This window comes from Curtobacterium salicis (genome assembly GCF_011759505.1).
GTDB classification, from domain to species: Bacteria; Actinomycetota; Actinomycetes; order Actinomycetales; family Microbacteriaceae; genus Curtobacterium; species Curtobacterium salicis.
This window is the reverse complement of record NZ_JAAOYO010000002.1, coordinates 551,737-571,478: the sequence shown is the minus strand read 5'-3', so window position 1 is coordinate 571,478 and position 19,742 is coordinate 551,737. Positions and strand designations below refer to the sequence as shown.

Below are 19,742 nucleotides of genomic sequence, written 5' to 3'. Positions count from 1 at the left end.
TCTGCCATGCCCCGCGGAGGACGACGTATGCCCAACCCCTACGCCGAGGCCGGCGTCGACACCGCTGCCGGTGACCTGGCCGTCGAGCTCATGAAGTCCGCCGTGTCGGCGACGCACAACGCGTCCGTCCTCGGCGGGGTCGGCGGCTTCGCCGGTCTGTACGACGTCTCGTTCCTCAAGGACTACGAGCGGCCCCTCCTCGCCACCTCCACCGACGGTGTCGGCACGAAGGTCGCGATCGCGCAGGCCATCGACAAGCACGACACGATCGGGCAGGACCTCGTCGGCATGGTCGTCGACGACATCGTCGTGGTCGGCGCGACGCCGCTGTTCATGACGGACTACATCGCCTGCGGCCGGGTCGTCCCGAACCGGATCGCCGACATCGTCGCCGGCATCGCCCGCGGCTGTGCGGCCACGGGCACCGCCCTCGTCGGCGGTGAGACCGCGGAGCACCCGGGTCTGCTCGGGCCGGACGACTACGACGTCGCCGGTGCCGCGGTCGGCGCGGTCGAGGCCGGTTCGCAGCTCGGCGCGCACCTGGTGCAGGACGGTGACGTGGTCATCGCGATCGAGTCCTCGGGGCTGCACTCGAACGGGTACTCGCTCGTCCGGCACATCTTGGGCCAGCGCGGCATCGGCTACACGGACACGCTGCCGGAGCTCGGCGGTCTGGTGGGCGAGGCGCTGCTCGAGCCCACCCGTCTCTACACGACCCCGCTGCTCGAGCTGATCGACGCGCACCCGCGTGCCGTGCACTCCCTGTCGCACGTGACCGGTGGTGGCATCGCGGCGAACCTGGCGCGGGTGCTGCCCGTCGGCTCGTGGGTCGAGGTCGAGCGCTCGACGTGGCAGCCGCTCCCGGTGTTCCGCGTCCTGGCGGAGCTGGCCGGCACGCCGATCGAGGACACCGAGGGCACCTGGAACCTGGGCATCGGGATGTTCGCCGTCGTCTCGGCAGCGTCGGTGGACGGCATCACCGCGACGCTCCGCTCGGCCGGGCTGCCCGTGTGGTCGGTCGGCACGGTGTCGATCGGCACGCGCGACCTGACCGGGTTCGAGCAGGGCGCGAAGGGCGTCGACGGCGGTGCCGTGCGCCTGGTCGGGTCCTACGCGGGCTGAGTCCCAGCGCGGCTGAGGTCGCACGAACTGCCGCTCCGAGCATCTCGGGGCGGCAGTTCGGACGACCACGGCATCACGGTGTCCGACAACGACGAACGCCGCGCTGCCCGGAGGCGCGCGGCGTGATCGACCCGGAGGTCAGGCGGACTTGTTCGTGTCCGTCTGGTTCTCCAGGTCACCTTCGTCACCGAGTTCGTCGCCCCAGCGGTCGACGTAGTCGGGCTCGTCCGACTGCTGTGCGACGGAGAGTTCGCGTTCGAGAGCACCGTAGTTGGTGTCCGGGCTGAAGTACTTCAGCTCTCGGGCGACCTTGGTGTGCTTCGCCTTCTGACGGCCGCGCCCCATGCGTGACCCCCTCTGTGTCGGCTCGAGTCCGGTCTCGGCGGGCAACGAGTGTGCACCCGGGAAGAACAGACGGTTCGTGGTTTGAAATCTGTCGTCCACTTTACCATGTACCCCGTTGCCGACTTCGCCCGGCGCGTCCCGAGCACAGCAGAATCGAGGGTGATGATCCGCGCAGCAGAACGAGTCCGTGTCGTCGTGATCGGTGCTGGTCAGGCCGGACTCTCGGTCGCCTGGCACCTGCAGCGCGCGGGACTCGCCGCAGGCCGCGACCTGGTGGTGCTGGACCGTGCTCCGGGGACGGGAGGCGCGTGGCAGTTCCGGTGGGACGCGCTGCGCCTCGGCATCGCACACCGGGTGCACGACCTGCCCGGCATGCACGAGATGGGCCTCCGGTTCGACGACGCCGACCAGACCCGGCCGGCCCGGGACGTCGTCGCCGAGTACTACCGACGGTTCGAGGAGCACCACGACCTCCGGGTGCGTCGGCCGGTCGCCGTCACCGCCGTCCGGCGCGCCGACGACCAGGACGGTGCCGGCGCCCTGGTGGTCGAGACCCGTGACGAACAGGGCGTGGCGGGGGCGATCCGTGCCGAGGTGGTCGTCAACGCCTCCGGGACGTGGGGCACCCCGTTCGTGCCGTGGGTCCCCGGCCGTGACGCGTTCCGGGGCCGGCAGCTCGACACGACGGGCTACCGCGACGCGTCGGACTTCGCCGGGCAGGACGTCGTGGTGGTCGGTGGCGGGACGAGTGCGATCGGGTTCCTGCTCGAACTCGACGGCATCGCCCGGTCGACGCGGTGGTTCACCCGTCGGCACGTCGTCTGGTCGGAGGACCCGGCCCTGGCGGTCGGCGCGGCCGTGGCGGCGGTCGAGGACCAGGACCGCGCTGCCCGGGCCGGCCGGACCCTGCCGAGCATCGTCAGCGGGACCGGGCTGCCGGTGTCACCGCGGATCCGGCGCGGGATGGCCCGGGGTCTGCTCGAAGCTGAGCCGATGTTCACGCGGCTCGACGCGGACGGCGTCCGGACGGCGTCCGGCGAGCACGTCCACGCCGACGCGGTGATCTGGGCGACCGGGTTCCGCGCCGACCTGCGACACCTCGCGCCGCTGCACCTCCGGACCGAGTCCGGCGGGGTCGTCGTCGAGGACGGCCGGTCGAGCGCCGAGCCCCGACTGTTCCTCGCCGGCTACGGCCCGCAGGCGTCGACGATCGGGGCGAACCGCGCCGGTCGTCGCATCGCCCGCCAGGTCCTGGCGGTCCTGGCCCCCGACGACGACACGGTGGATCCCGCGCAGCACGAGCGTCCAGCCTGACCCGTTCCGGCCGCCGGACGTCCCGGTCGAGAGCGATCCGCGGCGCACCCGGCCCAGTACGATCGCACGATGTCGAGCATCGCCGGAAGTCGTTGGGTCATCACCGGTGCTGCCGGGAACATCGGTTCGGCGCTCCGGCCCGCGCTGCTGGAGCGACAGGTGGTCCTGGTGTCCACCGACATCCGGCCGGTCGCCCCGAGGGGACCTGAGGAGTCGGTCGCCGTGGTCGACCTCGGCGACCTCGATGCCCTGGTGCAGTTGTTCGCCGGCGCGGACGGGGTCCTGCACCTCGGTGGGATCGCCGACGAGGCCGACTTCCATGACCTGGCGGAGACGAACATCGTCGGGACCTACCACGTGCTCGAGGCCGCGCGCCGGGCCGGCGTCGGTCGGGTCGTGTACGCCAGCAGCAACCGGTCGACGGGGTCGTACCGGGTCGGCACCCACGTCTCGCCCGACATGCCCCCGCGACCGGACGGGTTCTACGGGGTCTCCAAGGTCGCGGGCGAAGCGCTCTGTCGCCTGTACGCGGACAAGTTCGGGATCAGCACGATCTCCCTGCGCATCGGCACGTACGCGGACCAGCCGGCGTCCGCCCGCGAGCAGCGGACCTGGCTGAGTCCCGCCGACGCCGTCCGCGCCGTCGTCGCGGCGATGACGACCACCGAGCACACGGCGGTGTTCTACGCGGTCTCGGCGAACGCCGACGGCTGGTGGGACCTCCGTGCCGGCGAGGCCGTCGGATTCGCTCCGCAGGACGACGCGGCGGCCCCCGGCGCGCAGGAGCCCGTCGACCCGGACATCCCGCAGGGCGGGACGTACGCGACGCCCGCGTACTCGACGGAGCGCATGCGCCGGTAGCTCCCGCCCCGGGTCATCCGCGATCGCGAGCCATCCCCGCCGCCGTGTTCCGCGCCCCGGTGGCCGCGCCGTGCGGCGATGCGGCGTCGATCCGCGCGAGGTCGTCCGCCGTCAGCTCGACGTCCACCGCGGCCGCGTTCTCCTCGACGCGGGCGGCCTTGGTGGTGCCGGGGATCGGCACGGTGCCGGCCTGGATGACCCAGGCGAGTGCGAGCTGTGCCGGGGTGATCCCCTTCTCGTCCGCGACAGCTCGGAGAGCGTCGACGATCCGGAGGTTGGCACTGATCGCCTCGTCGGAGAACCGCGGCAGGCCACGTCGGGCGTCACCGACCGGCAGGTCGTCCCGTCGGACCAGCGTGCCGCCGAGGAACCCCCGACCGAGCGGTGAGAACGGGACGAAACCGATGCCGAGTTCGCGCGCGGTGTCGAGGACGCCGTTGTGCTCGGCATCACGCTCGAACAGGCTGTACTCGGACTGGATCGCCGTGACGGGGAAGGTCGCGTGCGCCCGGCGGAGGGTGTCGGCTGCGGTCTCGGAGACGCCGAGGTACCGGACCTTGCCGGCGGTCACGGCTTCGCCCATCGCCCCGACGGTGTCCTCGATCGGGACGGCCGGGTCGACGCGGTGCAGGTACCAGAGGTCGACGTGGTCGGTGCCCAGGTGTGACAGGGACCGGTCGATCGCTCGTCGGGCGTGCTCGGGGGAGCCGTCCAGCCCGATCGGGGCTCCGTCGTCGGTGAAGTCGGTGGCGAACTTCGAGGCGATGACGACGCGCTCGCGGTCGGCACCGAGGGCGCGGCCGAGGAGTTCTTCGTTCGCGAACGGCCCGTACGCCTCGGCGGTGTCGAACAACGTGATGCCGAGGTCGAGCGCCCGTCGGATCGTCTCGACCGACCCGGCCTCGGTCGCGCCCCCGTAGAAGGCGCTCATCCCCATGCACCCGAGGCCCATCGCCGAGGTGGTCAGGCCCTGCGAGCCCAGTGTCGTCTGTTGCACGGTGTCGTCTCCTCGTCGTGTCGGACCGTCCGATACGAGCAGAGCCTGGACCCTGGTGCGCGCACCATGTCAAGTGGCAGCATCGGGGGATGCTCCTGCCCACCGTCCCGATCGCCGACCCCGTGACGATCAGCGCCGCCGCCGACCTGCTCGGCATCACCGTCGACACGATCCGGTACTACGAGAAGGAGGGCATCGCACCCGCGCCCGATCGTGGTCCGGACGGGTGGCGGCGCTACGACGAGCACGACCTCGCCTGGCTGGCGGGCGTCGTCATGCTGCGCGGGACCGGGATGAGCGTGGCCGAGATGCGTGAGTACGCGGCCGCGTACCGCGCGGGCGCCGACGACGAGCAGCGGTTGGCGCTCCTGCGGCGCCACCACGAGACGGTGCTCCGCCGACAGGCGGAGGTTCGTCGGCACCTCGACGCCCTCGAGCGGAAGATCGCGGCGTACGAGCGGCAGGTCGACGGCCGGTAGCTCCCCGTCCCCGGACGGCGACGCGGGACCGCCGGTCAGGCGGCGACCGGCTCCTGCGCACCGCGGCGACCCCGCGAGCGACGCAGCACGACGGCGTCGACCGAGTAGCGGCCAGGACCGGTCAGCGCGACGGCGAGGGATCCGGCAGCCAGGACGAGGACGTACTCGAACCCACCGTCCTGCGAGAAGAAGCCCGACGACAGGTGCGCCAGTACCCCGGCCACGACCATGTCGACGGCGAGCAGGACCGCCACCACACGGGTCGCGACGCCGAGCACCAGCAGCACGCCGCCGACCAACTCGAGGCCGGCGACGAGGGGCGCGGCGATCTCGGGGAAGGGGACGCCCATGCCGGCGAACCCCTGCGTCACTCCGGGGATGCCCTGGCTGACCTTCTGGGCACCGTGGGCGATGAAGACGACGCCGAGGACGACGCGGAGCACGGTCAGGCCGATGGAGGTCGATGTGGTTCGCATGGCGACGACGCTATGTGGTGACGTGTCATCGATCCGGTCTGTCCGGGCGACTGCCGGGGCTCTGCCAGGGGGATGCCAGACGGCGGTCCGCAGAACTGCGGACCGCCGTACAGCAACGACTGTTGCTCAGGAAGAAGCGCCGCGTCCGGTCTTCTCCTGCAGGCGCTCGATGTGCTCCGACGCCTCGGCCTTGGTGAGGTCGGCCGACAGTTCCTCGCCGGCTTCACGGGCGAGGGTGTCGAGGTAGCTGCGCTGCGGGCCGGTCATCGGCTCGTCGCCGGTGACCCACTGCTCGGGGTCCTTGCTCGCGGTGGTCGAGGGGTCCGGGCGTTCTCCGCCGAGGGTCTCCGGCTGGTTCTGGTCTGCATCACTCATGCCCCGGACCGTACGCCGCACCCCCGACCGCGGGCGCAGCACGACGTCCCCCGTAGGCCGTGAGCGGACAATGGGCGCTGGGCGACTCAGACGGGCGTCGCGGTGTACCGGACCAGGTCGCCGCCGACGTCGCTCGCCGCCACCGGGACGACCCGTCCGCCCCGCTCGATCCAGAGCGTGTTCGCGGGCTCGTCCAGTCGGTCGACCCGGTGCAGCGATCCGTTGAGCAGGACCGCGGCGCTGATCCGGACCCGGCCGGACGCGGGACGCGGGGGCAGGCCGGGGACGTCGTCGGCGTACACCGGGTACTCGCCCGGCGACAGCACGGGGGTGACGGGCGTCGTCACGATCTCCACCCCGGACGCTCCGGTGGACGTGTCGGCGACGCCGGACGACACGACCACGAGACGCACCACCTGGTCCATCGGCAGCGGGACGTCCGCCTTGGGCTCGTCGGCTGTGCCGGCCAGGGCGCGGAACGCGGGCCGACCGTCGGCGGCGAGGTGCGCCTTGCGCCCGTCGATGCGGACGCGACCACGCCCCCGCGAGTCGGCGTAGACGCCCGGCTCCAGGCCGGACCGTCGGGCGTCCAGGAGGCTCACCACGACCCGGTCGGGCCGGTACCAGTCGCGGAGCGTGGCCGGGTCGACCCAGCCGATGCTCGCGACACCGCGGGCGAGCTCGGCGGAGTCGTCCGCGGCCCGCTCGTCGAGGGCGCCGAGCGGGTGTTCGCCGCGCACGGCGACGAGACCGTCGTAGCGGCCGTCCGGCGACACGGGAGGCTCGTGGTCGAGCACCTCGACGCGCTTCGAGACCTTGCCGCCGTGTCCGTCGAAGGTCGCGAAGGTGCGGAGGGCCTCGGGAGCGGTCGTCATGGGGTCACATCGTACGACCGCGCACCGTCACGCGTCGTCATCGTGCGGACGCGAGACCGGCGGCGTGACGGCGACGAGCGACCGGATCTCGCCGGTGCAGAGCGCGGGGTCGACGCCCTCGGCGGGGCCGGCCGGGCGGGTGGCGCGACGGGAGGCCGGCGACGGCTGGTGCGCCAGTCCCTGCGGCTCGAGGCTGTTGCGCTGGGCGGACCGGACGAGGCGGTCCTCCTCGGCCTCCGAGCGGAAGACGCCGTGCGGGGAGCGGCGGAGCGGCGGCCGGACGGGTTCGCCACGGCGGTCCTGCCCGGGGAAGGGGCGGGAGCGCTTGCCGTAGAGCAGCTCCGAGGAGTCCAGCAGCCAGGGCACGAGCGCGACGGTGACGCCGTGCATGAGGAGCAGCTTGCGGCGGATCCGGCGACCGCGGTGGTTGTGGAGCAGGCCCTCCCACCAGTGGCCGACGATGAAGACCGGCGTGTAGACGGTGACGACCTCGGAGCCGTGCTCGAGCCGGTGCGCCTTGATGTACTTGATGAGCGGCATCGAGATGTCGCGGTACGGGCTCGGCACCATGGTCAGCGGGACCTCGATGCCGTGCTCGGCCCACTGTTCGCGGAGTCGGGCGGCGTCGGCGTCGTCGATGGCGACGTGCACGGCCTCGAGTCCGGCGTGCTTGGCGGCGATCGCGTAGTCGAGGGCCTTGAGCACGGGCTTCTGCAGCTTGTTGACGAGCACGATCGCGTGGTCGCCGGTCGCACCGAACTCGGTCTCGACGTCGGCCTGGATCTCGTGCGAGACGTCCCGGTAGTAGCGGTTGACGCCGAGCATCAGCACGAACAGCACGGGCATGATCACGAAGACCAGCCAGGCTCCGTGCGTGAACTTCGTGATCGTGACGATGACGAGCACCACGAAGGTGAAGGTCGCGCCGATGGAGTTGATCGTCAGGCTCCGGAGCACCTGCCCCCGGTTCACCGGTTCGTCGGCGGTGCCGGCACGGTCGGCGCGGAGCAGGCTCACCCAGTGCTTCACCATGCCGCTCTGGCCGAGCGTGAACGACACGAAGACGCCGATGATGTACAGCTGGATGAGGCTCGTGACGTTCGCCCGGTAGACCATGAGCAGCGCGGCCGCGACGAGCGCCAGGACGATGACGCCGTTCGAGTAGATGAGCCGGTCACCGCGCGTCGACAGGGCCTTCGGGGCGTAGGAGTCGCGGGCCAGGATCGAGCCGAGCAGCGGGAACCCGTTGAACGCCGTGTTCGCCGCCAGGAGCAGCACCGCGGCGGTCGTGGCCTGGATGACGAAGAACAGCACCGAGTTGTTGCCGAACGTCGCCGCCGCGATCTGGGCGATCAGGGAGCGCTGCGGGGTGGTGGCGCAGTTCGCGAAGCCCTGTAGGTCGCAGGCGCTCTCGGCGTAGTGCACGCGCGAGACCAGCGCGAGGGTGATGAGACCGATGAACAGCACGATCGCGATGCCGCCCATGAGCACGAGGGTCTGCTGGGCGTTCTTGATCTTCGGGCGACGGAACGCCTGCACGCCGTTCGCGATCGCCTCGACGCCGGTCAGCGCGGAACAGCCGGACGCGAAGGCGCGGAGGAGCAGCAGGATGAACGCCGCCTGCGTGGTGTGCTCGACGTTCTGCACCGTGTACGCGGCCGATTCGGCGACCGGCGCGTTGCCGGCCGCGACCCGGACCAGGCCGGTGACGACCATCACGAAGACGCTCGCCACGAACAGGTAGGTGGGGACCGCGAACGCCTTGCTCGACTCGCGGACACCGCGGAGGTTCGCGGCGGCCAGCAGCACGACGAACAGGATGGCGAGTTCGACCCGGAACTCGTTGAGCATCGGCAGCGCCGAGATGATGTTGTCCACGCCGGAGGCCACCGACACCGCGACCGTCATGACGTAGTCGACGAGCAGGGCACTTGCGACGACGAGGCCGGCGCGCTCGCCGAGGTTCCGGTGTGCGACCTCGTAGTCGCCGCCGCCGGACGGGTAGGCCTTGATGAGCTGTCGGTAGGACGCGACGACCACCACGAGCAGCAGGACGACCATCGCTGCCACCCACGGGGCGAAGGTCAGGAACGCCATCCCGCCGAGCAGCAGGATCATGAGCAGCTCCTGCGGCGCGTACGCCACGGAGGAGAGCGGGTCGCTGGCGAAGATCGGGAGCGCCAGGTGCTTCGGCAGCAGCTGCCCCTCGAGTTTCTCGGAGGGGAGGGGGTCGCCGATCAGTCGGGCTTTCAACGACCGGGTCTCGTTGGTCACGAGCGACGAACTTACTCAATCGGTGGGCGAACGCAACACCGGAGCCCGCAACGGTATTCCGCCGTGACCGAACCGGATGCGACGAGCCCTTCCGATCCGCGACACGGCGCGGATCGGAAGGGCTCGGGGTCGGTTTCCTGAAGGAACGGACAGGATGGGTCGACGCACCGGATCCGGCCGGGAGGCGCGGGTCGCGACCGCCTGGTCCCGCACCGGTCAGAGGGACTTGCGCAGTGCCTCCAGGCCGTCACGCAGTCGCCGGACGGCCGCGTCGTCGAGCGTGCCACGGGCGGCACGGCGGCGGAGGTCCGCACGGAGCTGCTGCCGGAACACGGCGACGGCCATCTCGGCGTCGCGGAGCGATCGGACACCCGCCGCCGGGACCGTGGTCGGACCCGAGGTGGACGGCCTGCCGGTGCCACCGGGCTCGGCGGCGGCCGCCAGGTCCGCACGCAGGGACTTCATCGCGGCGCCGACCGAGGCGCGGACACCGTCGGCCAGCGACTTGACGCTGTCGGTGACACCGTTCTCGAGCTGTGCGACCTCGTCCGCGCGGGCGTCGAGCTCGGCCCGACCGGCGTCCGTGATGGCGTAGACGGTCTTGCGGCCGTCGGAGGTGCCGGTGATCAGGCCGTCCTCCTCCAGCTTCGCCAGGCGCGGGTAGACGGTGCCGGCGCTCGGGACGTAGGTGCCGCCGAAGCGGTCACCGAGGGCGGTGATGACCTCGTACCCGTGCATCGGGTGGTCGGCCAGCAGGACCAGCAGGTAGAGGCGCAGGTGGCCGTGCGCGAAGACCGGGCTCATGCGACGGTCCCGCCCTGCTCGTCGAAGGACGGAGCCGTGGGGGCGGTCGGCGCGGCTGGCGCGGTCGGTGCCGCCGGCCCGTCCGGCGCGGTCGGCGCGGTCGGCGCGTCGGACGCGGCGGGTGCGTGGCCGTGCACGATCGCGACGTCACCGGAGACCGAGTTGACACGGATGTCGACGTAGGACCCGGCGAGCTCGCCGTCGGTCCGCGTGTACGACCCACGGGTGCCGCGGACCTCGGCGTCGTCGAACTGCAGACGGCCGGTCGCGGTGTTGATCGTGCTCGTGTAGGGCGTGCCGTGCTCGAGGCGGACGTCGACCGACCCGGACACCGTGTTCACCTTCACCTGGTCGGGGGAGCCGTGCAGGTCGAGCACGACCGCGGAGGACACCCCGTCCGCGGTGAAGCGGCGGATCTCGCCGGTGGCGACGACGTCGCCCGAGACGGTGCGGAGCGCGACGGCGCCGACCTGGTCGCGGAGGGTGGTCGTGCCGGAGACCGCGTTGACGACGACGTCGCCGATCACGCCGTCGAGGACGACGTCACCGGAGACGCTGTTGAGCGTGGCGCCCCGCTCGGTGCCGGAGAGCAGGACCCCGGCGGACACGACGCCGATCGTCACGGTGACGTCGCGCGGCACCAGGATGCTGACGTCGGCACGGGCGCCGCCGCCACGGAAGGACTTGAGGAACCCCAGGACGTCGTCCCAGCGCATCTGCGGGTGGTCGACGGTGAGGGTGTCGCCCTCGATCTCGACCTTGATGGGCTTGCCGGAGACCTGGTGGATCTCCACGCGGGCGGTGGGCTCGTCGTGCGTGACGACGTCCACCTGTCCGCCGACCAGGCCGATCCGCAGTGCGCGGACGATCCCGGTGTCGATGACCTTCGGCTCGTCGATGAGCCACTTCTCCTGTGCCATGACGTCTCCCTGTCCAGACGCGATGTGTCGCGTCTTCTGCGACACGATACATCGCGTCTGGACAGAGCGGCCAGGGTCAGCCCCGGATGCTCGGCGCAGGGTCAGGAACCGGCGGGGCGGGGGCGGGGCGTGCCTCCCGGGTGGGGCTCCACGGGAACCGACGGAAGTGGCGCATCAGCGGCTGGACCATCGGACCGATGGCGAAGGCGGCGACGACGGTGCCGACGCCGACGTCCCCGCCCAGCACCCAGCCGACGACGACCACCGTGACCTCGACGCTCGTCCGCGCGATCCACAGGGGCCAGCCGAGGCGCTCGTGCAGTCCGACCATGAGCCCGTCGCGCGGACCGGTCCCGAACCCGGCGCCGATGTACCACGCGGTGGCGACCGCCAGGAGGGCGAGGCTCGCGACGAAGAGCAGGACGCGGCCGAGCAGGTCACCCGGTTCCGGGACCAGCCAGAGCACCAGGTCAGCGGCGGGACCGACGAACAGGACGTTGAGCAGCGTGCCGATCCGCGGTCGCTGGCGGAGGGGGATCCAGAACAGCAGGATCACGAAGCTCGAGGTCACCGTGACGACCCCGAACGACCACGGCAGGACGTTCTCGAGCCCCTGGGTGAGCACGGTCCATGACGAGACGCCGACGACGGCGCGGACCTGCAGCGCCACCGAGGCGCCGTAGAGGAAGAGGCCGACGGCGAGTTGCACGAAGCGCAGGGTCAGGGCGGCTGAGCGGGACATGGCACGATGCTCGCGCAGATTGGCCTGCTGAGCGAGAGCCAATCGGGCTAGCGTGGACACATGACGCCCGTCCTGCTCAGCGCCCGCTCCGTCGCCCAGCTGCTCCGCCACTGGCGGTCCGGGTCCGATGCCGCCGCCTACGAGGCGCTCGCCGACGCCGTCCGGGTCCTCGTCATCGACGGTCGCATCCCGCACGGTGCCCGGCTGCCCGCCGAACGCGGACTCGCCACCGCGATCGGCGTCTCCCGCACCACCGTGGCGAACGCCTACGCGCGCCTCCGGGAGGACGGCTACCTCACCTCACTCCGCGGCTCCGGCAGCGTCATCCGCCTGCCGCTCGAAGGCCGACCCGACCCCGAACACCTGGCCGGCGTCGTCCCCGACGACCTGCTCGACCTCCGGAAGGCCGCGCTCCGCAGCGCCCCGGGCGTCGCCGAGGCCGTCGAGCGGGCGATGCGGCACCTGCCCGCGGCGCTCGCCGGGATCGGCTACGACACCGTGGGCGACGCCGGCCTCCGTGCCGCGATCGCCGACCGGTACACCGCCCGCGGGCTGCCGACGACCGCTGCAGAGGTGATCGTCACGGTCGGCGCGCAGCACGCCATCGCCCTGCTCGCCCGGGTCCTGGTCCGACGCGGGGACCCGGTGCTGGTCGAGTCGCCGACCTACCCCCATGCGCACGAGGTGCTCCGTGAAGCCGGCGGCCGACTCGTCTCCGTCCCCGTCGACGTGCGGGGCGGCTGGGACGAGGGGGTGCTCGACGCGACCATCCGGCGGTCGGCGCCGACGCTCGCGTACGTGATGCCGGAACTGCACAACCCGACCGGTGCGACGATGGCCGACTCGACCCGCCGGGTGCTGCTCGAGGCCGCCGCGGCGGTCGGCACGGTCGTCGTCGCGGACGAGACGATGGGGGAGCTGCGCATCGACGGCCTCGCCGCTCGACCCCTCGCCGCCGACGCACCCGGCCAGGTGGTCATGGTCGGTTCCGCCGCCAAGGTCTTCTGGGGCGGGCTGCGGATCGGCTGGGTCCGAGCCGCCCCGGAGCTGTTGCAGCGGCTGCTCATCGCCCGCCCGACCGGCGACCTCGGCACACCCGTCCTCGACCAGCTGGTCGCGCGCGAGCTGGTCCCGCAGACCGCGGCCGTCCTGGAGGCACGGCGGCACGTCCTCCGCGACGGTCGCGACGGACTCGTGGCCGCGCTCCGGGCACGACTGCCGGAGTGGGACGTGCCGTCACCGGCGGGCGGGTTGACGCTGTGGGTCGGGCTCGGACGGCCGGTGTCGAGTGCGCTCGTGCTCGCGGCCCGGTCCGAGGGCGTGGTGCTGGCCTCGGGAGGGGTCTTCGGGCCGGACGGCGGGTTCGAGCGGTCGCTGCGCGTGCCGTTCGCCGTCTCCGGCCCCGACCGGGAGCGGCTGGTCGAGGCGTTGGCACGATCGTGGGAGCGGGTCGGCGGGGCCGTCGTGGAGACGCGGGGGTCGGCGGCGGCGGTGGTGTGAGGTGCGTCCGCTCGTCTGTTCTCGTTCTCGTTCTCGTTCTCGTTCTCCGGCGGTCGTCACCCTCGCGGGGGATGCGGGTGGCCCTGCAGGGTGACGCGGTGACCGGTACGGGCACGACAGCATCGGGACCATGAACAGCACCCTGTCCTCCTCGTCCACCGCACTGCCGGGTCCGTCGTCGGGCTCCGCCGCCGGCGTGCCGCCGTTGGCCCGGGTCACGATGGCGCTGACGGGGTCGCTGCTGGCCGGGGTCGCGACGAGCTTCGGGCAGGCGGTGCCCGGACTCGGCACCGTGTCGAACTCGGCCGGCCCCTGGTTCGTCGTCGCGGTGCTGCTCGTGCTCGCGGCGGGGATCGGGCGGGGCGCTGCCGTCGCTGCTCGGGTCCGGTGGGGCCGGGTGGTGCTGGCGATGGTGCTCGGGGTGGTGCTGCTCGAGCTCATGCACGTCGGGTACTGGGCGGCGACGAACCTGCGCGGACACGTCGACTCGCTCTCGATCACGAGCTTCTGGGTCGTGATGGCGCTGCCGGCCGGACTGCTGGCAGGTGCGGTCGCCGTCGCGGTGCGGTCCGCCGACGGCCGCTGGCGTGGAGCTGCCGCGGGTGTCACCGCGGCCGTGCTCATCGGCGAGGGGGTCCGCGGGCTGCTGCAGGTCGCGGCCACCACCGGATCGGCCGGGTGGATCGTCCAGATCGTCGTCGGGATCGCCGTGCTCGTCGCGGGGATCGCGCTCGCGCGCACGCCGGTCGGTCGCGTGGTCGCGTTGAGCACCGGGATCGTCGGTTCGGTGGCCGTCGCGGTGGTCTACGTCGCGATCGCCTGGGTCTGACCCGGTCCAGCGCGGGCGGACCGGTCGGAGGGCGGACCGGCGCACTGCTCCTGCACATCCAGCCGAAACTGCACGTTCGTCCACAGAGTGCACTGTCGGGGCGCGCGCGGACCCCGCGACTGCGAGGATCGAGACGTGCACCTCCTCTCCGTCTTCAGTCTCCGGAACCGCGCCCTCATCGCCCTCGTGACGATCGTGGTCGCCGTCTTCGGTGGCGTCGCCCTGTCGAGCCTGAAGCAGGAGCTCATCCCCAGCGTCGAGTTCCCCCAGGTCGCCATCGTCAGCGCCTACCCCGGAGCCACGCCAGAGGTCGTGTCCAACGACGTCTCCACCAAGATCGAGCAGGCGATCCAGGTCGTCCCGGACCTCGAGTCGACCAGTGCGACGTCGTCCACCGGGCAGAGCGTCGTCTCGGCCTCGTTCCAGTACGGCTCGAACCTGGCCAGCGCCGAGGACAAGATCCAGACGGCGGTCAACGCCCTGTCGTTGCCGGACTCCGTGCAGACGCAGATCGTCACCGGGTCCTTCGACGACCTGCCGGTCCTGCAGGTCGCTGTCTCGGCCTCCGGCAACCAGGAACAGCTCGTCGACCGGCTGCAGGCCTCGGCGATCCCCGACCTCGAGAAGCTCGACGGCGTGCGCCAGGCCGACGTGTTCGGCAACCCGGGGCGCCGCGTCGTCATCACGCCGGACCAGGACGAGCTCGCTGCCCGCGGCCTCAGCCAGACGGCGATCTCGGACGCGCTCGACGACAACGGCACGCTGATCCCCGGCGGCACCCTGACCCAGGACGGCTCGACGCTGTCCGTGCAGACCGGCGAGCGGATCGCGTCGCTCAAGGACATCCGTGACCTGCCCCTGACCAGCTCGTCCTCGGGGTCGAGCTCGTCGTCGGGGTCCGGTTCCTCGGGCTCGGGCGGCTCGACGTCCGGCGGCAGTGCCGCAACGGGCGCCGGTGCGGCTGCTCCCGGCGCGACCGGTGCGACCGCGACGGGTGGCACGACCACCGCCGCGCCCACCGACGGCACGGCGACCGGTGGTGCGACCACCGCCGCGACCCCGACCGACACCACGCTCGGCGACGTCGCGACGGTCGCCATCAAGGAGTCCCCGCGCACCTCGATCAGCCGTGTCAACGGCGAGCAGGCGCTGACGATCTCGATCACGAAGACGCAGGAAGCCAACACCGTCGACGTCTCGAAGACCGTGCAGGACGCCCTGCCCGACATCGAGAAGAAGATCGAGGGCGACCCGCGGTTCACCGTCGTCTTCGACCAGGCGCCCTACATCCAGCAGTCGATCGACTCCCTGGCCGAAGAGGGCCTGCTCGGCCTCGGCTTCGCGGTCATCGTGATCCTGGTGTTCCTGCTCTCGTGGCGTTCCACCCTGGTCACCGCGATCTCGATCCCGACCTCGGTGCTCCTCGCTGCGATCGGCATGCGGGCCGCCGGGTACACGCTCAACATCATCACGCTGGCCGCCCTGACGATCGCGATCGGCCGCGTGGTCGACGACTCCATCGTCGTCATCGAGAACATCAAGCGGCACATGGTGCCGGGCGTCGACCGCGGCCGGGCGGTGCTCGATGCCGTGCGCGAGGTCGCCGGTGCCGTCACCGCCTCCACCCTGACCACCGTCGCGGTGTTCCTGCCGGTGGCGTTCGTCGCGGAACTCGTCGGTGAGCTCTTCCGGCCGTTCGCCGTCACCGTCACCCTGGCGCTCCTCGCGTCGCTGCTCGTGTCGCTGACGATCGTCCCGGTCCTGGCGTACTGGTGGCTCCGGCCGGCGAAGGCGAAGCGGGGCGAGGCAGCGCCCGCGCAGGCGGGGACCGACCCGGCCACTGCCGACCCGGCCGCTGCCGACCTCGACACGATGCGTCCGGGGTCCGAGGGCGCGCTCGTCTCGGCCGCCGACCTGCACGACGCCGGAAGCTCCGACCGCCTGCGCCGCGTGTACCTGCCGGTGCTCCGCTGGGCCGTCCGCAAGCCGGTCGTCGTCGTGCTGCTCGCCGTGGTCGTCCTCGGCGGAACGGCAGCGTCGCTGCCGTTCGTCACGACGAACTACCTCGGTGACTCCGGGCAGAACACGTTCACCGTGACGCAGGACCTCAAGGCCGGCTCGAGCCTCGCCGTGCAGTCCGACTCCGCACGCAAGGTCGAGCGGGCACTGCAGGACGTCTCGGGCGTCGAGACGGTGCAGACCACCATCGGCACGAGCGGGCAGTCGATCCAGGCGGCCTTCGGCGGTGGCGGCACCGCGTCGGTCCAGTACGCCGTGACGACCGACGCCGAGTCCGACCAGACGACGATCCAGGCCGATGCCCGGAAGTCGCTGAAGCGCATCGACGGCGTGGGCGAGATCACCATCGCGTCCTCCGGTGGCGGCTTCGGCGGCAGCAGCGACATCGAGGTCGACGTCACCGCGCCGACCCAGTCGCAGCTCGAGACGGCGTCGCAGAAGGTCCTGAAGACCATGCAGTCGGTGGAGAACACCACGGCCGCGACGAGCAACCTGTCCGCAGCGGAGCCCTTCCTGGCCGTCCGTGTCGACCGCGCGAAGGCCGCGTCGCTCGGGCTCACCGAGACCCAGGTCGGCGGGCTCGTCGCCGCAGCGGTCTCGCCGCGCGACACCGGCAGCATCGAGATCGACGACGCGACGCTCGACGTCTACATCGCCGACGCCGAGCCGCCGACCACGATCGCCGCGCTCCGCGACCTCGACGTCCCGACGAGCACCGGCACCGTCAAGCTGACGGACGTCGCGACCGTCGAGAAGTCCGAGGGGCCGACCACGGTCACCACGACGAACGCGGCCCGCACGGCCACGATCACCGTGACGCCGGACGCCGCGAACCTCGGTGCCGCCGTGCAGTCGGTCACCACGGCCGTGAACGAGCTCGACCTGCCCCGTGGTGCCACCGCGTCGATCGGCGGTGTCGCCGCCAGCCAGTCGTCCGCGTTCTCGCAGCTCGGCCTGGCGCTCGTCGTCGCCGTCCTGATCGTCTACGTGATCATGGTCGCGACGTTCCGCAGCCTGCTCCAGCCGCTGATGCTCCTGGTCTCGGTGCCGTTCGCCTTCACCGGTGCACTGCTGCTGCAGATCATCTCCGGCGTCCCGCTCGGTGTCGCGTCGCTGATCGGCCTGTTGATGCTCATCGGCATCGTGGTGACGAACGCGATCGTCCTCATCGACCTCGTCAACCAGTACCGGCGACGGGGGCTGCGCGTGCGTGACGCCCTGCTCGAGGGCGCGACCCGTCGTCTGCGGCCGATCCTCATGACCGCGACCGCGACGATCTTCGCGCTGCTGCCGATGGCGATCGGGCTGACGGGCAAGTCCGGCTTCATCTCGCAGCCGCTCGCACTCGTCGTGATCGGCGGTCTGGTGTCGTCCACGCTGCTGACGCTCGTCGTCCTTCCGGCGCTGTACGCGCTGGTCGAGGGGGCGCGCGAGCGTCGGGCCGAACGGAAGGCCGCGCGAGCGCAGTCCTAGCGTCCCGCCGGTCGGGGGCTTAGCGCTCGCTGGGCTCCCGGTCGGCCGGGTGGAACCACGACACGACCGCACAGGTCAGGGTCACGAGGAACACGACGGCCCCGGCCTGTGCCACGACCGACACGTGCCCGACCGCAGCTCCGTACCCGCCGAACGACACCGCGACCAGGAACGACAGTCCGAGCAGCAACTCCACGGACGTCCGGACACCGGTCACCGGCGTGGTGGACGGGCGCGGGGCATGCGGGATCGGCGTCTGGGCGGTCGGCGTGAGGGGCACCCCGGAAGTCTGGCGACCCGCCCGGTCCGCCGGCAGTCCCGCTCCGGGTGCCACCCGCGCGGGGGAGTCGGTGCGGGGAGCCTGCCCGGTCGCGTGATCCGCGTCAGCGCAACCCGGCCCGGAGGAACGTCGTGACCCGTCGACTCATCGCCTCGTCCAGCTGCGCGATCGAGTGCGCCGAGCCCTGGACGGCCACGAAGGTCACCGGCACGCCGTGCGACCGCAGCGTCGAGGCGAAGCGCTGCGACTCCCACAGCGGGATGAACTCGTCGGTCGAGTGCCCGATGAAGAACGGCGCCGTCGCCTTCGTCACGTGGTACTCCGGCGACGCCCGTTCGGCGGCCGGGCACGCCCGGTACGACGCACATCCGAGGTACAGCAGCTGCTTCCGCTGGAACGACGCGGCGACGCCGTCCGAGCCGGTGGACCGCGCCGTCAGGTCGGTCGGGCCGCTGAGGTCCACGACGGCCCGGATCCGGTAGCCGTCGGCGTAGGACGTGGACTCGTGGTCCTGCACCGCGAGCATCGCCGCCAGGTTCCCGCCGGCGCTGCCACCGAACACCCCGACGCGACCGGGGTCGACGTCGTACGTCTGCAGCGTGGTCTCGCGGAACACGAAGTCGAGCGCCCGGCGGACGTCGTCGAGTCCGGCGGGGAAGGGGTCGGTCGGCGCCAGACGGTAGTCGACGTTGAAGGTCACGAAGCCCTCCGACGCCAGGTACTGGCACACCGAGCGGTAGGCGGCGGTCGCCTTGTCGCCGTGGGACCAGCTGCCGCCGTGGATCATCATCACGGCCGGACGGGTGCCGACGTCGACGCGGTCGGGTGCTGCCGTCGGGGCGGCGGTCGGGGTCGCCGTCGGCGTCGCGGTGCTCTCCGGCGGGCTGTCGGCCGGCAGGCAGACGTCGAGTTGCTGCAGCGGGTCCTGCCCGTACGGGACGTCACGCACGACGTCGATGCCGTGGTACCGCAGGGACAGCGGGTAGATGACCGCTCCGGCGGTGACCGTCGAGTTCTGGTCGCCCGTGCCGTCGGCGCTGCAGGACGCGGCGGCGCCGACGATCGCGACCGCGGCGACGAGCGCGAGCAGGAGACGACGGCCGGACTTCATCGCCAGCCACGGTACATGGGCATCCCGCGGGTGCCAGGATGGTGGTCACACCCGCAGGAGGATCCCGTGAGCCGTCAGAAGTCCTGGAACGCCGATCCGGAACCGCTCCTCCGCGTCGGTCCCGGGTTCCGACTCGACACCGTCGACCCCGACGACACCCCGGGGTTCCCCGGCCGCAAGATCGACGGGCTCGAGGCGCTGGCCGCCGGTGCATCCCGCCTCACGGCCCTGCAGGAACGACTCTGGGCAGCCGCCACGGCGGGGGACCAGCGCCGTGTCCTGCTCGTCCTGCAGGCGATGGACACCGCGGGCAAGGGTGGCATCGTCTCGCACGTCGTCGGCGCGGTCGACCCGAACGGCGTGCACTACGCCGGCTTCAAGGCCCCGACGGCCGAGGAGCGCGAGCACGACTTCCTCTGGCGGGTCGAACGACAGCTGCCGGACGCCGGCCAGCTCGGGGTGTTCGACCGGTCCCACTACGAGGACGTCCTCATCCAGCGGGTCCGCGGGCTCGCGGAGCCGGCCGAGATCGAGCGGCGCTACGGGGCGATCGTCGACTTCGAGTCGCGCCTGGCCGAGCAGGGCGCCACGATCGTGAAGGTGATGCTGCACATCTCGAAGGACGAGCAGCGCGAACGCCTCGGTGACCGACTGGACCGGCCGGACAAGCACTGGAAGTTCAACCCCGCGGACATCGACGAGCGTCTGCGGTGGGACGAGTACCAGCAGGCGTACCAGGTCGTGTTCGACCGGACCTCGACCGACCAGGCGCCCTGGTACGTCGTGCCGGCCAACCGCAAGTGGTACGCCCGGCTCGCCGTGCAGCAGCTCCTGCTGCGCGCCCTCGAGGACATGCACCTCTCGTGGCCCGCCGCCGACTTCGACGTCGCCGAGCAGCGCCAGCGGCTCGCCGAGTCCTGACCCTCCGGGCATCCGGACAGGAGGC

General features: G+C 71.9%; 19 protein-coding genes. 8 read left to right on the top strand and 11 right to left on the bottom strand.

Annotated elements, in window-relative coordinates; all coding sequences use genetic code 11:
- The first annotated feature begins 27 nt into the window (after positions 1-27).
- Positions 28-1,122, top strand: coding sequence for a phosphoribosylformylglycinamidine cyclo-ligase (purM, locus tag E9228_RS07005; RefSeq protein ID WP_166779845.1), 1,095 nt, complete (start codon positions 28-30; stop codon positions 1,120-1,122).
- A 138-nt stretch (positions 1,123-1,260) separates the two neighbouring features.
- On the opposite strand, the gene E9228_RS07000 is transcribed toward purM, so the two are convergent.
- Positions 1,261-1,467 (bottom strand): DUF3073 domain-containing protein, encoded by a 207-nt coding sequence (locus tag E9228_RS07000; protein WP_166779844.1) that lies wholly within the window; start codon positions 1,465-1,467, stop codon positions 1,261-1,263.
- A gap of 162 nt (positions 1,468-1,629) precedes the next feature.
- Between E9228_RS07000 and E9228_RS06995 the strand changes: the two genes are divergently transcribed.
- Together E9228_RS06995 and E9228_RS06990 are read left to right on the top strand one after the other, a co-directional pair.
- Entirely contained in the window at positions 1,630-2,781 is a 1,152-nt protein-coding gene (locus E9228_RS06995; RefSeq protein ID WP_166779843.1) for an NAD(P)-binding domain-containing protein, read from the top strand.
- A 69-nt stretch (positions 2,782-2,850) separates the two neighbouring features.
- Positions 2,851-3,642 (top strand): NAD-dependent epimerase/dehydratase family protein, encoded by a 792-nt coding sequence (locus tag E9228_RS06990; protein WP_166779842.1) that lies wholly within the window; start codon positions 2,851-2,853, stop codon positions 3,640-3,642.
- A 13-nt stretch (positions 3,643-3,655) separates the two neighbouring features.
- Here E9228_RS06990 and E9228_RS06985 read toward each other — a convergent pair whose 3' ends face one another.
- Positions 3,656-4,639: an aldo/keto reductase gene (locus tag E9228_RS06985; RefSeq protein WP_166779841.1), complete on the bottom strand. Its 984-nt coding sequence runs from the start codon at positions 4,637-4,639 to the stop codon at positions 3,656-3,658.
- Positions 4,640-4,728: 89 nt separating this feature from the next.
- On the opposite strand from E9228_RS06985, the gene E9228_RS06980 reads away from it, so the two are divergent.
- A complete protein-coding gene (locus tag E9228_RS06980; protein ID WP_166779840.1) occupies positions 4,729-5,118 on the top strand; it encodes a MerR family transcriptional regulator in 390 nt (129 codons plus the stop codon).
- Between the two features lie 35 nt (positions 5,119-5,153).
- Here E9228_RS06980 and E9228_RS06975 read toward each other — a convergent pair whose 3' ends face one another.
- The 7 genes from E9228_RS06975 to yczE form a co-directional block, all read right to left on the bottom strand.
- Positions 5,154-5,594 (bottom strand): DoxX family protein, encoded by a 441-nt coding sequence (locus E9228_RS06975; protein ID WP_166779839.1) that lies wholly within the window; start codon positions 5,592-5,594, stop codon positions 5,154-5,156.
- Between the two features lie 126 nt (positions 5,595-5,720).
- Positions 5,721-5,969, bottom strand: coding sequence for a DUF3072 domain-containing protein (locus E9228_RS06970; RefSeq protein WP_111074916.1), 249 nt, complete (start codon positions 5,967-5,969; stop codon positions 5,721-5,723).
- An 86-nt stretch (positions 5,970-6,055) separates the two neighbouring features.
- Positions 6,056-6,844 (bottom strand): hypothetical protein, encoded by a 789-nt coding sequence (locus E9228_RS06965; protein WP_166779838.1) that lies wholly within the window; start codon positions 6,842-6,844, stop codon positions 6,056-6,058.
- Between the two features lie 27 nt (positions 6,845-6,871).
- Complete coding sequence (locus E9228_RS06960; RefSeq protein WP_341849811.1) at positions 6,872-9,118, bottom strand: APC family permease; 2,247 nt, start codon at positions 9,116-9,118, stop codon at positions 6,872-6,874.
- Positions 9,119-9,334: 216 nt separating this feature from the next.
- Positions 9,335-9,922, bottom strand: coding sequence for a PadR family transcriptional regulator (locus E9228_RS06955; protein WP_166779837.1), 588 nt, complete (start codon positions 9,920-9,922; stop codon positions 9,335-9,337).
- A complete protein-coding gene (locus E9228_RS06950) occupies positions 9,919-10,842 on the bottom strand; it encodes a DUF4097 family beta strand repeat-containing protein (RefSeq protein WP_166779836.1) in 924 nt (307 codons plus the stop codon). The genes E9228_RS06955 and E9228_RS06950 overlap by 4 nt, the downstream gene beginning before the upstream one ends.
- A gap of 76 nt (positions 10,843-10,918) precedes the next feature.
- Positions 10,919-11,584, bottom strand: coding sequence for a membrane protein YczE (yczE, locus tag E9228_RS06945; protein WP_166779835.1), 666 nt, complete (start codon positions 11,582-11,584; stop codon positions 10,919-10,921).
- A 60-nt stretch (positions 11,585-11,644) separates the two neighbouring features.
- Here yczE and yczR point away from each other — a divergent pair, with 60 nt between their 5' ends.
- The 3 genes from yczR (at position 11,645) to E9228_RS06930 (ending at position 17,405) form a co-directional block, all read left to right on the top strand.
- Complete coding sequence (gene yczR, locus E9228_RS06940) at positions 11,645-13,084, top strand: MocR-like transcription factor YczR (protein WP_166779834.1); 1,440 nt, start codon at positions 11,645-11,647, stop codon at positions 13,082-13,084.
- A 130-nt stretch (positions 13,085-13,214) separates the two neighbouring features.
- On the top strand, positions 13,215-13,913 hold the full coding sequence (locus E9228_RS06935) for a DUF6518 family protein (RefSeq protein ID WP_166779833.1): 699 nt from the start codon (positions 13,215-13,217) through the stop codon (positions 13,911-13,913).
- 135 nt (positions 13,914-14,048) lie between these two features.
- On the top strand, positions 14,049-17,405 hold the full coding sequence (locus tag E9228_RS06930) for an efflux RND transporter permease subunit (RefSeq protein ID WP_166779832.1): 3,357 nt from the start codon (positions 14,049-14,051) through the stop codon (positions 17,403-17,405).
- 19 nt (positions 17,406-17,424) lie between these two features.
- Here E9228_RS06930 and E9228_RS06925 read toward each other — a convergent pair whose 3' ends face one another.
- Together E9228_RS06925 and E9228_RS06920 are read right to left on the bottom strand one after the other, a co-directional pair.
- A complete protein-coding gene (locus E9228_RS06925) occupies positions 17,425-17,685 on the bottom strand; it encodes a hypothetical protein (protein ID WP_166779831.1) in 261 nt (86 codons plus the stop codon).
- A 103-nt stretch (positions 17,686-17,788) separates the two neighbouring features.
- Entirely contained in the window at positions 17,789-18,796 is a 1,008-nt protein-coding gene (locus tag E9228_RS06920) for an alpha/beta hydrolase (RefSeq protein ID WP_166779830.1), read from the bottom strand.
- Positions 18,797-18,862: 66 nt separating this feature from the next.
- Here E9228_RS06920 and E9228_RS06915 point away from each other — a divergent pair, with 66 nt between their 5' ends.
- On the top strand, positions 18,863-19,717 hold the full coding sequence (locus E9228_RS06915; protein ID WP_341849810.1) for a PPK2 family polyphosphate kinase: 855 nt from the start codon (positions 18,863-18,865) through the stop codon (positions 19,715-19,717).
- The last annotated feature ends 25 nt before the right edge of the window (positions 19,718-19,742 follow it).